Below are 13710 nucleotides of genomic sequence, written 5' to 3' on the forward strand. Positions count from 1 at the left end.
GAGGAGGGTCACGGCAGGGGTTCGTACTCCCGCATCGTGTCGATCGATGTGCCGTTGGCGGTGTTGCCCTCACGTTCGATCATGATCTCGACCAGGACCGGGCGGCCGGTGCGGTCGGCTTCCTTGCGCGCCCATTCGAGGCTGTCCCGGATGCGGCCCGGTTCGGTCACGCGGGTTCCCGAGCAGCCGTACGCCTCCATGATCTTGACGTTGTCCGAGCCGACCGTGTCGTAGTGGATGTCGACCTCGTACGTCATGTCGTACCCACCGTGGTCCTCGGCCATCCGGATCAGGCCCAGGTACTCGTTGTTCAGCATGATCAGCACGAACGGCACGTCGTACTGGGCGCCGACGGCCAGCTCCTCCACCAGGAACTGGAACGAGTAGTCGCCGACGATGCCCACCACCTCGGCCGCCGGATCGGTGCGCTTGAGCGCCTTCTTCACGCCGATCGCGGCCGGGATCTCCCAGCCGAGCGGCCCCGCCTGACCGCAGACCTGGTAGTGCCGCGGCTTGTGCGCCTTCTGGTGCTGCCCGGACCAGATCTGGTAGAGCCCGATCGCGGTGACGAAGTAGGTGTCCGGGCCGTAGAACTCGTTGATCTCCTTGAACACCCGCGGCGCTTTGACCGGCACGGTGTCGAAGTCCTCGCGCCGCAGCAGGGTCGCCTTCAGCTCCCGCGTCCGCGCCGTCCAGGCGTTGTCCGAACGAGGCGCGACGCGACTCTTCGCCAACGCCAGAAGCGCCCGCAGGAACGCCCTGACGTCCGACACCACGCCGAGGTCCGGCCCGAAGACCTTGCCGATCTGGGTCGGCTCGACGTCCACGTGGATGAACTTCCGGTCACCGCGGTAGGTCGCAAGGTCACCGGTGTGGCGGTCGCCGAACCGCGCACCCAGCGCGAGCACCAGGTCGCTCTCCAGGAACGACGCGTTGCCGTACCGCTGGGACGTCTGGATGCCCGTCATGCCCGCGTAGAGCGGGTGGTCCTCGTCGATCGCGCCCTTGCCCATCAGGGTGGCCTGGATCGGGATCCGCAGGTGCTCCGCCAGCTCCAGCAGCTCTTCGTGCGCCTCGGCGAGGATCACGCCACCACCCGCCAACAACAACGGGCGTTCCGCGGCCAGGAGCATGTCCAACGCCCGCTCGACCCGTGCCGGATGTGGTTCGGGCCGCGTCACGGGCAGGGGCGCGTCGATGGTGTGGTCCCACTCGATCTCCTGCTTCTGCACGTCGATCGGCAGGTCGATCAGCACCGGCCCCGGCCGACCGGACCGGGCGATCCGGAACGCCTCCCGGAAGATCCACGGCGCCTGCGCGGCCTCCTTCACCTGCACCGCCCACTTGGTGACGGGTGCCGCGATGGCCACGATGTCGACCGCCTGGAACGCCTCCTGGTGCAGCTTCGTCGTCGCCGCCTGCCCGGTGATGCAGAGGATCGGCACGGAATCCGCCTGCGCGGTGTACAGACCGGTGATCATGTTGGTGCCCGCCGGGCCGGACGTCCCGATGGCCACGCCGACGTTGCCGGTCGTGCGGGACCAGCCGTCGGCCATGTGGGTCGCGCCTTCTTCGTGCCGGACGATCAGGTGCTCGATCGTGCCGTCCTGCTCCATCGCCTTGTAGAGCGGCAGGATCGCCGCTCCCGGGCAGCCGAAGACCGTGTCGATCCCTTCGCTCTTCAGGACTTCCACGACCGCTTGCATGACAGGGATCCTGGACATCAGGGCCTCCCGGAGAGGTTCTCGACGACCTTCAACAACGCCGAGTGGTCGAGGGATCCGTACCCCTGTGCCCGGCCGGACGCGATGAGCTGGGCGATCAGCCCCGTCACCGGTAGTGCGACGTCGACCTGGCGGGCCGCGGCGAGCGCGATGCCCATGTCCTTGTGGTGCAGGTCGATGCGGAAACCCGGCCGGAACTCGCGCGCGATCATCGTGTCGCGCTTGAGGTCCAGGATCCGGTTGGCGGCCAGCCCGCCGGCCAGCACGTCCAAGCCGGCCTTGGCGTCCACTCCGGACGCTTCGAGCAGCACGATCGCCTCGGCCACCAGGGCGTAGATGCCGCCGACCATGAGCTGGTTCGCGGCCTTCACGACCTGGCCGGAGCCGTGCGGACCGACGTGGACGACGGTCTTGCCGAGCGTGTCGAGGATCGGCCTCGCCGCCGCGAAGTCCCCCTCCTCGCCGCCGACCATGATCGACAAAGTGGCCTGCTTAGCGCCCGTCTCACCGCCGGAGACCGGCGCGTCGAGCACCCGCACACCCCGCTTCGCGCCTTCCTCGGCCACGGCGAGGGACGTCTCCGGGCGGATGGTGCTCATGTCGATCAGCAACGTGCCGCGGGCGACACCGTCGAGGACAGTGCCCAGGACGACCTCCTCCACGTGCGGGTGGTCCGGCAGCATGGTGATGACGACTTCGGCGCCCTCGACCGCGTCACGCGCGCTCGCCGCCGCCGTGCCGCCCGCCGCGGTGAGCTTGGCGAGCGCGTCCTCGTTCAGGTCGAAACCGGTCACCCGATGACCGGCGGCGACCAGGTGGGCGGACATGGGCGAGCCCATGATGCCCAGTCCGATGAACCCGATCCTGCTCATGTCGCGTCCTTCCGGTCGAGCCAGTCGAACCCTCCGGTTTTCGCCTGGTACTCAAGGCCGACGTAGCCCTGGTAGCCGTTGGCTTCGAGCTTCGAGAGGTAGCCGAAGACGTCCAGTTCCCCCGTGCCCGGCTCACCGCGGCCCGGCGCGTCGGCGATCTGGACGTGGCCGATCCGGGCCACGTGGTCGGCGACGACGGCGTCGAGGTCGTCACCGTTGACCGCGAGGTGGTAGAGGTCGGCGAGGAGGGCGACGTTGTCGCGGCCGACCCGGTCGACGACCGCCAGCACGTCGGCGGCGGTGCGCAACGGGTAGTCCGGCGCACCCGACAGGGGTTCCACCAGCACGACCGCGCCGATCCCGGCGGCCACGTCGGCCGCGTACGCGAGGTTTTCGAGCGCGGTGGCCGTGGTCGGGAAGTTGCCGTGCAGGGCGTTGAACGCGCGACAGCCGAGCCGGGTGGCGATACCGGCCGCGATCTCCACGTTGGCGCGGAACTCCGACTCCCTGCCGGGCCACGCCACCAGGCCGCGGTCACCGGCCGGCATGTCGCCGGCGAAGAAGTTCAGGCCCACGAGCCGGACCCCGGCGTCGGTCACGGCCGCCTCGAACGCCTCGATCTCGCGGGTCGGGGGCACGGCTTCGGCGAACGGCCACCAGAACTCGACCGCGTCGAACCCGGCCGCACGGGCCGCGGCAGGTCGTTCCAGCACCGGGAGGTCGGTGAACAGGATCGACAGGTTGACGTCGTACCGCATCAGCCTTCCTTCCAGTTCTTCCGCAATGCGGAATCTTACTTCCGTATATCGAGAGCGTAGGCGCGTTCTCGACGGCGGCGCAAGACTGTTGACACGCTCGGAGGGCGCTCGTACCGTCCCTCTTTGCGGAAATGGGATTCCGACATACAGAAAAGGGAGCCTTAGTGCCCGGTCTGGAAGGGTTCAACTCCGCACCTCCGGACGAGCTCCGTCCCCTGCTCACCGAATGCCTCGCGGTGCCGCGCTGGGTCGACGCGCTGCTGGCCGGCCGCCCGTACGCCGATGTGGACGCGCTGCTCGCCGCGTCGGACCGGTTCGCCGACCTGACCGACGACGAGGTGCGCACCGCCATCTCCGGTCACCCGCGCATCGGCGAGAAGGCCCGCACGGGTGGTGTGTCGGCGAAGTGGTCGGCAGACGAGCAGTCCGGCGTCACGGCGTCGCTCGCGGACCGGCTCCTGGCGGCCAACGCCGCCTACGAGGACCGTTTCGGGCACATCTACCTGGTGTGCGCGACCGGGTTGACCGGCGAGCGGATGCTGGCCGACCTCGCGGCCCGGATGGACAACCCGCCGGCCGCCGAACTCCGCGTGGTGAGCCGGGAACTGGCGAAGATCGCGGCGCTGCGGTTGCGAAAGGTGCTGGCATGACGACGCTCTCCACGCACGTGCTCGACGCCGAGGCGGGCGGGCCCAAGGTCGGCGTGCCGGTGCGGCTGGAACGCGACGGCGAGGTGCTGGCCGGGGGCGTGACCGACGACGACGGCCGGCTGCGGTTCGGCGAAGACCTGGCGGCGGGCGTGCACCGGCTCGTGTTCGAGGTCGACACGCCGTTCTACCCGGAGATCACCATCGCGTTCCGGGTCGCCGACGACGGGCCGGGCCACCTCCACGTGCCCATCCTGCTGAGCCCGTTCGCATTCACGACCTACCGAGGGAGCTGACCGATGGCCATCGTCCTGGGGCCCAACCAGTACGGGAAAGCGGAGAACCGGCTGGTCACGGTGACCCGCGACGGCGCCGTGCACACGATCAAGGACCTCACCGTCAGCACCTCCCTGCGCGGCGACCTGACGGACACCCACCTGACCGGCGACAACGCCAAGGTGCTCGCGACCGACACGCAGAAGAACACGGTGTACGCCTTCGCCAAGGAGTCGCCGGTCGGTGAGATCGAGGACTTCGCGCTGCGGCTGGGACGGCACTTCGTCTCGTCCCAGGAGGCGATCAGCGGCGCACGGGTGCTGATCGACGAGCACGCGTGGCAGCGGATCGAGGGCAACGACCACTCGTTCGTGCAAGGCACCAACGAGAAGCGGACTACCGCCGTGACCGTCGAAGGCGAACGCGCGTGGGTCGTGTCGGGCGTGCGCGACATGGTGGTGCTCAAGTCGACCGGGTCGGAGTTCCACGGCTTCCCGCAGGACAAGTACACGACGTTGAAGGAGGCGTACGACCGGATCTTGGCCACGTCCGTGACGGCGCGTTGGCGTTACCAAGGCGACGGGATCGACTGGGCGTCGAGCTTCGCGGAGATCCGGCGGCTGCTGCTGGCCACGTTCGCGGCGAAGCACAGCCTGTCGTTGCAGCAGACCCTGTACGCGATGGGCGAGGCGGTGTTGCTGGAACGGCCCGAGGTGGCCGAGGTACGGCTGTCAATGCCGAACAAGCACCACTTCGCGGTCGACATGTCCGCGTTCGGGCTGGAGAACGACAACGAGGTGTTCTACGCGGCCGACCGGCCGTACGGGCTCATCGAGGGGTCCGTGCTGCGTGATGACGCGGAGGACGCCGGTTCGGCCTGGCACACGCTGCCCGCGTTCTGATCAGTCCTTGTGCAGGGCCATCCGCTGCAACCGCCAGGAGTGGAACAGCTCGGCTTCCTCGTACCAGTCGACCACGGTCGGCCGACTGGCCGTGACCATGAACTCCAGCAGGATCGCGCGGTACGTCGTCAGCGGCACGCCCACGCCCGGCGGGAAGTCCGTGTACATCTCGTCCACGTACGGCGCGTCCTGGTCGCCCTTCGGCCAGCCGTTGAACTCGTTGTCCACGTAGTTGAGGTAGCCCCACGGGCCGCGGACGGCTAGCACCAGGTTGTGGTCGCTCTCGCCTTCCGCGTCCACCGGGCGGCCGAAGTGCTCCAGCATGCCGTCGTTGCACTCGGGCCGCGCCAACACGTCGATGAGCACGTCGACGTCCGCCGCGCACGCCACCACCTGGTAGCGGAACTCGGCCCGCTCCAAGTCCGGCAGCCCGGTCCACAACCCGGCCCGCATGGTCATGCCCACACCCTGGCCGGTGCCGCGCGAATCGGCCGTTCGCCGGTTCGAGGTTCACCCGATCAAGCGATACGGCGGTCACGCTCTCCGGGCCAACGCCTGGAGATCCGTCACGGTGAGTCCGGTGGCACGGCGGATTTCGTCCTCCTCCAGTGCACCGCAGTCCAAGGCGCGGATGAACGAGGCGGACAACGCCTGGGCGGTCGCCGGTTCGTCCAGGATCGCGCCGCCGGCGTGCTCGACGTACGCCTTGAGCCTGCGGGCGTCCGCCTCCACGCCTTCGAGGTAGAACGCGTGCACGGCGGCGTACCTGGTCACGAGCTGCGCCGGGTGCAGGTCCCAGCCCTGGTAGAAGCCGTGCGCCAACGACCGGCGCACCAACCGGTAGTGCGTGCGCCAGCCCTCGTGGACGTTGTCGCCCACCGGCAGCACGTTGGTCGAGCCGTCGGACAGGGCGACGCCGGTCCCCGCCGCGGACACCTGCATCACGTTGCGGGCGAAGTCGCACGCGCCGTGCGCCAGGTGCTGGTGCGCCGCGCCGAGGCCGCAGCCCGCCGTGTAGTCGTACGTGCCGAAGTGCAGGCCGCTGACCCGCCCTCGCCCCGCTTCGATGAACGTCGGGATGGCCAGCCGCCCCTGCGGGTCCACGACCGACTGCGTCGTCTCGATCTGGATCTCGAACCGCAACGGCAGCCCGAACAGGTCGAGGACGTCGCCGAACACCTCGACCTGCGCCACCGACGTGACCTTCGGGAACGTGATCACGAAGCCTTCCGGCGCCTCGCCCAACGCGGTGAGGAACACGTCCAGCGTCCGGATGCCGCGCTCGCGCAACGCCCTGGTGTCGAACGACTTCATCCGCAGCCCGAACCGGAGCGGCGCCACGCCGCCGCGCAGCCACTCCCGCACCACGAGCGCGGTGCGTTCGGCGTCCGCGTCCTCCTCCGCGTCGGACCGGACGCCGTAGCCGTCCTCGAAGTCGATCCGCAGGTCTTCCACCGGCTCGGCGGCCAGCTTCGCCCGCACTCTGGCGTCGAGGGCGTCCGCCGACTCCGGTGGCAGGTCGAGCACGTTCGCCAGGCCGTCCGGCGCGTGTCCGTCCATGGCCGCAAGCGCTTGCGCACCCCAGTCGCCGAGCGTGGACGGGGTCACACGGTCGGCCGGGACGTAGCAGGTGTGCACCGGCTGCCGGCCCGTCGGCGCGCGGAGTTCCACATCGGACAGCCGCGCGGTGACCGCCCGCACGGAGTCCGCCGACAACGACGTTCGCGGCACGTCAGCCGATCCGTTCGTAGGCGGGCAGGGTCAGGAAGTCCACGAACTCGTCGGCCAGCGCCACCTGCTCGAACAGTTCCACGGCCAGGTCCAGGTGTTCGCCTTCGAGGTCGGCGCGGACCTGGGTCAGGACTTCCCGCACGAGGTCGGCGGTGACCGGCGTGCCGTCGTCCAGCACCACGTCGTTGTGCACCCACTGCCACAGCTGGGAGCGGGAGATCTCGGCGGTGGCGGCGTCCTCCATCAGGTTGTGGATGGCCGCCGCGCCGTTGCCGCCGAGCCACGACATCAGGTACCGGACGCCGACGTCCACAGCGGACTCCACCCCGGCGCGGGTCGCCTTGCCGCCGGTGGACTTGAAGTCCAGCAGCTGCTCGGCGGTCACGGACACCTCGGGCCGCAGCACGTCGAGCTGGTTGGGCTTGTCGCCCAGCTTCGCGTCGAAGATCTCCTGGCACACCGGCACGAGGTCGGGGTGCGCCACCCACGAGCCATCGAACCCGTCGCCCGCCTCGCGGCGCTTGTCGTCGCGCACCTTCGCCAACGCCTGCGCGGTGACCTCCGGGTCGCGCCGGTTCGGGATGAACGCCGCCATGCCGCCCATCGCGAACGCACCGCGCTTGTGGCACGTGCGGACCAGCAGTTCGGTGTAGGCACGCATGAACGGCACGGTCATCGTGATGCTGTTGCGGTCCGGCAGCACGAAGTCCGGGCCGGCGTCGCGGAAGTACTTGATGACGCTGAACAGGTAGTCCCAGCGGCCCGCGTTCAGGCCGGACGCGTGGTCGCGCAGCTCGTAGAGGATCTCGTCCATCTCGAACGCGGCGGGGATCGTCTCGATCAGGACGGTGGCGCGAATCGTGCCGTGCGGGACGCCGAGCCGTTCCTGCGCGGCGGTGAACACGTCGTTCCACAGCCGGGCTTCGAGGTGGCTCTCCATCTTCGGCAGGTAGTAGTAGGGCCGGCCGAGTTCGGCGTTGTGGAAGAAGTGCAGGCCGAAGTCGACCAGGGCGCCCACGGCGGGCTTGCCGTCGATCTCGATGTGGCGTTCGGGCAGGTGCCAGCCGCGCGGCCGGACCACGATCGTCGGCCGCGGCACGTCGTCGCGCAACGTGTAGTGCTTGCCCTCCGGGGAGGTGAAGTCGACCGTGCTGCGGGCCGCGTCGTACAGGTTGACCTGGCCGGAGACGACGTTGTGCCAGTGCGGCGTGTTGGCGTCCTCCAGGTCGGCCAGCCAGACCTTCGCGCCGGAGTTCAGCGCGTTGACGGTCATCTTCCGCTCGGTCGGGCCGGTGATCTCCACCCGCCGGTCGCGCAGCGGCTCCGGGGCTTCGGCGACGCGCCAGTCACCGTCGCGGACCGCCTGCGTCTCGGGCAGGAACCGCAGCGGGCGGCGTGCGGCGCGGCGTGCGATCAGGTCGTTCCGGGTGGCGGCGAAGTCGCGGTGCAGTCCGGCGACGAACGCCAGCGCGTCCGGCGTGAGGATGTCGTCCCCGCGCTCCACTTCGCCCCCGAGGACGCGAACACCGGACATGGGAGCCCACCTCGATTCCGAGTCGGTTTCTACTTCGCGGACTATAGTTTTCGCAAGGCGGAACGGCAACGAAGGAGTGATCTCCGGTGGCACGAGAGTCCACGGGTGGCGTCCAGTCGCTGCAACGTGCCTTCGACCTGCTGGAACGCCTGGCCGACGCGGGGGGCGAGGCGAGCCTGTCCGAGCTCGCCGCCACCTCCGGCCTGCCGTTGCCGACCATCCACCGGCTCATCCGCACCCTCGTCACGCTGGGGTACGTGCGGCAGAACAGCAACCGGCGGTACACGCTCGGGTCGCGACTGATCCGGCTCGGCGAGAGCGCGTCGCGGCAGTTCGGCACGTGGGCGCGGCCGTTCCTGACGCAGTTGGTGGACCAGGTCGAGGAGACCGCGAACCTGGCCGTGCTGGATGGCGACGAGGTGGTGTACGTGGCGCAGGTGCCGTCACGGCACTCGATGCGGATGTTCACCGAGGTGGGCCGCCGCCTGCTGCCGCACGGCACCGGCGTGGGCAAGGCGATGCTGTCCCAGCTGCCGCGTGACGAGGTGCGCGCGCTCCTGGCCCGCACCGGCCTGCCCGCGTACACGCCGAACACCATCACCGACGCCGACGAGCTGGTGGCGTCTCTAGACCAGATCGCCACCCAGGGCTACGCCCTCGACGAAAGCGAGCAGGAGCTGGGCGTCCGGTGCGTCGCCGTTCCGCTGCACGGCGCCCCCACCCTCGCCGCCGTCTCGGTCTCCGGCCCCGACAGCCGCCTGACCAAGGAGTCCGTGGCCCGGATCGTCCCCAAGGTCCTGGCCATCGCCCAGCGCCTCTCCACCCAGTCCACCCACACATACCCCCGTGAGTCCTACGTTCACGACGCGTGAGTCCTACGTTCGGAACACCCGAGTTCAACGCTCAGAACGTCCGAGGCCGTCGGCTACGTGTTCTGAGCGTTGAATTCGGGGGTCCTGAACGTAGGACACGGTGGTTCCGAACGTAGGACTCACGCGTTCTGAATGTAGGACTCTCGCGGGGTTAGTTGAGGAGGGCGTCGACGAAGGCGGCGGGCTCGAACGGGGCCAGGTGGTCGGCGCCTTCGCCCAAGCCGACGAGCTTGACCGGGACGCCCAGCTCGCGCTGCACCTGGAACACGATGCCGCCCTTGGCGGTGCCGTCCAGCTTGGTCAACACGATGCCGGTCACCTTGACGACCTCGGCGAACACCCGCGCCTGGGTCAGGCCGTTCTGGCCGGTGGTGGCGTCCAGGACGAGCAGCACCTCGTCCACCTCCGCCTGCTTCTCCACCACCCGCTTGACCTTGCCCAGCTCGTCCATCAGCCCGGTCTTGGTGTGCAGCCGCCCCGCCGTGTCGATCAGCACGGTGTCCACGGACGACTCGACGCCCTGCTTCACCGCCTCGAACGCCACCGAAGCCGGGTCCGCACCCTCCGCGCCACGAACGGTCGCCGCGCCCACGCGCGAACCCCACGTCTCCAACTGGTCGGCCGCGGCGGCGCGGAAGGTGTCCGCCGCACCCAGCAGCACGGTCCGGCCGTCGGCCACCAGCACGCGGGCCAGCTTGCCGGTCGTCGTGGTCTTGCCGACCCCGTTCACGCCGACCACCAGCAGCACGGCGGGCTTGACGCCGGAGCCGTCCACCGCGTGCGGCAGGGCGTTCACCGTGCGGCTCATCTCGGGGTGCAGGGCGTCGACCAGCACGTCCCGCAGCAACGCGCGGGCGTCGTCGGACGTGCGCACACCGCGCGCCACGATCTGCTCCCGCAGCGCCGTGACGATCTGGTCCGTGATCGCCGAACCCAGGTCCGCCATCAACAGCGTGTCCTCGATGTCGGTCCACGAGTCCTCGTCCAGGTCACCCGCGCCCAACAGCCCGAGCAGGCCCTGCCCGAACGTCGACCGGGACCGCGACAGCCGACCGCGCAGCCGCTCCAGCCGACCCGACGTCGGCTCGATCTCCTCGATCTCGGACGCCGCTTCCGGCAGGTCGACCTCGACGAACCCACGCCTGACCGAGTCACGGGGCACGGCCGCGTCGTCGCCGACACCCGGCTGGCCGTCGACCTCGGTGCGGTCGGCGACCGGGTGCTGGACCGGCTCGATCACGTCGGCCGGCGTGGCGCCGGCGTCAGGCGCAGCAGGCTCGGCGACAGGTTCGGCGACAGGCTTGGCAGGCTCGGCGACGGGCTCGGCGGGCTCACCGGGTTTGGCCACCGGCGGCGCGGGCGCGTTGAACGTGATCGCGCCACCGGCCTGGTAGCTGCCCTTGGTCGGCGGCTGCTCCGGCTCCCGCTCGGTGAGGCTGATCCGCCGGCGTCGCGCCAGCACGACGCCCGTCACGAGGGCGACCGCGAGCAGTGCCGCGACGACGACGATGATCCAGATCAGGGACGTGGTGGACACGGCGCAATCCTCGCACGTCACCGCATGTTGGCGATCAACGAACCAGGTTGATTTCCGGCAACTTTCCCACCAAGCCTCTTGCGTCAGCGGTCTGTGTGGAATAGACCACAGGGCGTGAAGGTGATCGGGCTCATCTCGGGCACGTCGATGGACGCCATCGACGTAGCGGTGGCAGAGCTGTCCCTGGACGGCCTGACCGTCGTGCTGACCCCCGTCGAGCACGCCGAGCACCCGTTCCCCGAAGAACTGCGCAGGCCCCCGACCAGCGCCGCCGACCTGTGCGCGCTCGACACGAAGCTCGGCCGGGCGTTCGCCGAAGTCGCCGCCCGATACCAGGGCGACCTCGTGTCGTCACTGGGCCAGACCGTGCACCACTGGGTCGAGGACGGCCGCTGCCTCGGCACCCTCCAACTCGGCCAGCCCGCGTGGATAGCCGAAGCCACCGGACTGCCGGTGGTGGCCGACTTCCGGGTCCGGGACGTCGCCGCGGGCGGGCACGGCGCGCCGTTGGCGAGCACGCTGGACGCCCTGTGGCTGGCCGGGTTCGCCGAATCCGAGGGCAGGCCGGCCACCGCCCTCAACATCGGCGGCATCGCCAACATCACCAAGGTTTCGCCCGATGGTGTGGTCGCCTACGACACCGGACCGGGCAACGCGCTCATGGACGCGGCGATGACCGTGCTGTCCAGCGGTCTGCGCACCCAGGACACCGACGGCGAGTTCGCCCGCCGAGGCGAGGTGCACGCCGAACTGCTCGACCGCCTGCTGGCCGACCCGTACTACGCCCGGCCCGCGCCCAAGTCCACCGGCAAGGAGCACTTCAACCGCGCCTACCTGGACCGGGTTTCCGAAGGGCTGACCATGCCCGCCGAGGACTTCCTGGCCACGCTGACCGAACTCACCGCGCGCACGATCGCCGCCGAGTGCGAGGGCACGGTCATCGGCTCCGGCGGCGGCATGCGCAACCCCGTGCTCGTCGAGTCGTTGGGTCGACTTGTGGACCTTCGGACGAGCGACGAACTGGGACTGCCCGCGGCGGGCAAAGAGGCCTACCTCGCCGCCCTGCTGGGTTTCCTGACCTGGCACGGACTGCCCGCCAACGTGCCGTCCGCCACCGGCGCCACCGGTCCGCGCCCCCTGGGGTCGATCACCCCCGGCCGCTACCCGCTGCGCCTGCCCGAGCCCGTGATCACCGCCGTGACGGGATTGACGATCCGCCGCCAAGAGCGGCTGCCAGGCCACGAGTGGCAGGAAAATGGAGGAGACCATGCGCGCACTTGATGTCGGCATCATCGTGCTGTTCCTGGTGGGCATGCCGCTGCTGGGCGTGTGGATCGCGGGGCGGCAGCGTTCCGCCACCGACTACTTCGTCAGCGAAAGCCGCATCTCGTGGTGGGTGGTGTGCGTGTCGGTGGTGTCGGCCGAGACGTCGACGCTCACCGTGCTGAGCGTGCCGACCATCGCGTACCTGGGCCCGATGACGTTCCTGTCCCTGGCCGTGGGCTACCTGATCGGCCGGATCGTGGTGTCGTTCGTGCTGCTGCCGAAGTACATCGCGGGCGAGCTGATCACCGCGTACGGCTTCCTCGGCAAGCGGTTCGGCAGCAAGATCCAGAGCACCGCGTCGATGACGTTCCTGGTCACCCGGCTGCTCGCGGACGGCCTGCGGCTGTTCGCCACCGCCATCCCGATCAAGGTCGTGCTCGTCGCGTACGGCGTGGACGTGTCCTACTGGGTGATCGTGGCGGTGCTGGGCATCGCGATGGTCGTCTACAGCTTCCTCGGCGGCGTGCGGGCCGTGGTGTGGGTCGACGCGATCCAGATGCTCTGGTACGTCATCGGCGCGTTCGTGGTGATCACGGTGCTGAACGGGAAGCTGCCCGACGGGTGGTTCGGCGCGGCGGCCGACGCGGGCAAGTTCCAGATCTTCGACTTCAACGCCAGCCCGTTCACCTCGCCGTACGCGATCGTCACCGCCTTCATCGGCGGCGCGGTGCTCTCCATGGCCTCGCACGGCGCGGACCAGCTGATCGTGCAGCGACTGATGGCGACCAAGGACGTGCGCGCGGCGCAGAAGGCGCTGATCGCCAGCGGCGTCGTCGTGTTCCTCCAGTTCGCCCTGTTCCTGTTCATCGGCGTGATGCTGTGGGCGTTCTACAAGGCCGCGAACCCGGTCAAGGACCTCGGGCTCAACAACAACGACGAGCTGTTCGCCAACTTCATCGTCAACGACATGCCGTCGGGGCTGTCCGGGTTCGTGATCGCGGGCATCCTGGCGGCGGCGCTGTCGTCGTCGCTCGGCGCGCTGGCGTCCTCGACCGTGACGGACATCGTCCAGAAGGTCGTGCGGAAGCCGATGACCGAGGCGGAGGTCTTCCGCCAGGGTCGGATCTGGACCGTGGTCTGGGCCGGTCTGCTGATCGTGTGCGCCGGTCTGTTCGCCACGCTGACCCGCCGCGGTAACCCGATCGTGGAGCAGGGCCTGTCGATCGCCGGCTTCACGTACGGCGCGCTGCTCGGCGCGTTCCTGCTCGGGCTGCTGTTCCGCAAGGCCAAGCAGCTCGACGCGATCGTGGCGTTCGGCGTCACGGTGGTGGTGATGGCGTTCGTGATCCTCGGTGTGAAGTTCGTCGGGCCGGAGGCGGCGCTTCAGATCAACTTCGCGCCGGCCGCGCCCGCCCAGAAGATCGTCTCGCTGGCCTACCCCTGGTACACGCCGCTCGGTGTGCTGGTGACGTTGATCGTCGGTGGCCTGATGTCGTTGCGGCACAAGGGTTACCAGCCGCCGGAGGTCGATGAGGCAGTGGCCGCCAAGGCCGCGTGAACCAGGTGGTCGGCCGGCGCGTCTCCCGCGCCG

13 protein-coding genes are annotated in these 13710 nt (G+C 69.6%); 6 read left to right on the plus strand and 7 right to left on the minus strand.

Annotation, left to right across the window (positions count from 1 at the left end; translation table 11 throughout):
- Positions 1-8: 8 nt before the first annotated feature.
- Genes gcl through F4560_RS25205 form a run of 3 tightly spaced genes read right to left on the minus strand, consistent with a single transcriptional unit; the run spans position 9 to position 3354 of the window.
- Positions 9-1724: a glyoxylate carboligase gene (gene gcl / locus F4560_RS25195; protein ID WP_184923816.1), complete on the minus strand. Its 1716-nt coding sequence runs from the start codon at positions 1722-1724 to the stop codon at positions 9-11.
- Positions 1724-2596 carry a 2-hydroxy-3-oxopropionate reductase gene (locus tag F4560_RS25200; RefSeq protein WP_184923818.1) on the minus strand — a complete coding sequence of 291 codons (873 nt, stop codon included), beginning with the start codon at positions 2594-2596 and terminating at the stop codon, positions 1724-1726. The genes gcl and F4560_RS25200 overlap by 1 nt, the downstream gene beginning before the upstream one ends.
- Positions 2593-3354: a hydroxypyruvate isomerase family protein gene (locus F4560_RS25205; RefSeq protein WP_184923821.1), complete on the minus strand. Its 762-nt coding sequence runs from the start codon at positions 3352-3354 to the stop codon at positions 2593-2595. Before F4560_RS25205 ends, F4560_RS25200 begins: the two co-directional genes overlap by 4 nt.
- 164 nt (positions 3355-3518) lie before the next feature.
- On the opposite strand from F4560_RS25205, the gene uraD reads away from it, so the two are divergent.
- Genes uraD through pucL form a run of 3 tightly spaced genes read left to right on the plus strand, consistent with a single transcriptional unit; the run spans position 3519 to position 5179 of the window.
- On the plus strand, positions 3519-4004 hold the full coding sequence (gene uraD / locus F4560_RS25210; protein WP_312869471.1) for a 2-oxo-4-hydroxy-4-carboxy-5-ureidoimidazoline decarboxylase: 486 nt from the start codon (positions 3519-3521) through the stop codon (positions 4002-4004).
- The gene (locus F4560_RS25215) at positions 4001-4297 is read left to right on the plus strand and encodes a hydroxyisourate hydrolase (RefSeq protein ID WP_184923824.1); all 297 of its coding nucleotides are present in this window, start codon (positions 4001-4003) and stop codon (positions 4295-4297) included. The genes uraD and F4560_RS25215 overlap by 4 nt, the downstream gene beginning before the upstream one ends.
- Before the next feature lie 3 nt (positions 4298-4300).
- Positions 4301-5179: a factor-independent urate hydroxylase gene (pucL, locus tag F4560_RS25220; protein ID WP_184923826.1), complete on the plus strand. Its 879-nt coding sequence runs from the start codon at positions 4301-4303 to the stop codon at positions 5177-5179.
- On the opposite strand, the gene F4560_RS25225 is transcribed toward pucL, so the two are convergent.
- The 3 genes from F4560_RS25225 to aceB all read right to left on the minus strand — a co-directional run bounded on the left by F4560_RS25225 (position 5180) and on the right by aceB (position 8444).
- Complete coding sequence (locus F4560_RS25225) at positions 5180-5638, minus strand: Imm1 family immunity protein (RefSeq protein WP_184923828.1); 459 nt, start codon at positions 5636-5638, stop codon at positions 5180-5182.
- 75 nt (positions 5639-5713) lie between these two features.
- Positions 5714-6910 carry a DUF6986 family protein gene (locus F4560_RS25230; protein ID WP_184923830.1) on the minus strand — a complete coding sequence of 399 codons (1197 nt, stop codon included), beginning with the start codon at positions 6908-6910 and terminating at the stop codon, positions 5714-5716.
- A 1-nt stretch (position 6911) separates the two neighbouring features.
- Entirely contained in the window at positions 6912-8444 is a 1533-nt protein-coding gene (gene aceB, locus F4560_RS25235) for a malate synthase A (protein WP_184923832.1), read from the minus strand.
- A gap of 86 nt (positions 8445-8530) precedes the next feature.
- On the opposite strand from aceB, the gene F4560_RS25240 reads away from it, so the two are divergent.
- Positions 8531-9316, plus strand: coding sequence for an IclR family transcriptional regulator (locus tag F4560_RS25240; RefSeq protein WP_184923834.1), 786 nt, complete (start codon positions 8531-8533; stop codon positions 9314-9316).
- A gap of 151 nt (positions 9317-9467) precedes the next feature.
- Here the strand turns inward: F4560_RS25240 and ftsY are convergent, their stop codons facing one another.
- Positions 9468-10853 (minus strand): signal recognition particle-docking protein FtsY, encoded by a 1386-nt coding sequence (gene ftsY / locus F4560_RS25245; protein WP_184923836.1) that lies wholly within the window; start codon positions 10851-10853, stop codon positions 9468-9470.
- 114 nt (positions 10854-10967) lie between these two features.
- Here ftsY and F4560_RS25250 point away from each other — a divergent pair, with 114 nt between their 5' ends.
- Positions 10968-12134 carry an anhydro-N-acetylmuramic acid kinase gene (locus F4560_RS25250; protein WP_184923838.1) on the plus strand — a complete coding sequence of 389 codons (1167 nt, stop codon included), beginning with the start codon at positions 10968-10970 and terminating at the stop codon, positions 12132-12134.
- Positions 12121-13677 (plus strand): sodium:solute symporter, encoded by a 1557-nt coding sequence (locus tag F4560_RS25255; RefSeq protein ID WP_184923840.1) that lies wholly within the window; start codon positions 12121-12123, stop codon positions 13675-13677. The genes F4560_RS25250 and F4560_RS25255 overlap by 14 nt, the downstream gene beginning before the upstream one ends.
- Positions 13678-13710 lie beyond the last annotated feature (33 nt).

This window comes from Saccharothrix ecbatanensis (genome assembly GCF_014205015.1).
Lineage (GTDB): Bacteria > Actinomycetota > Actinomycetes > Mycobacteriales > Pseudonocardiaceae > Actinosynnema > Actinosynnema ecbatanense.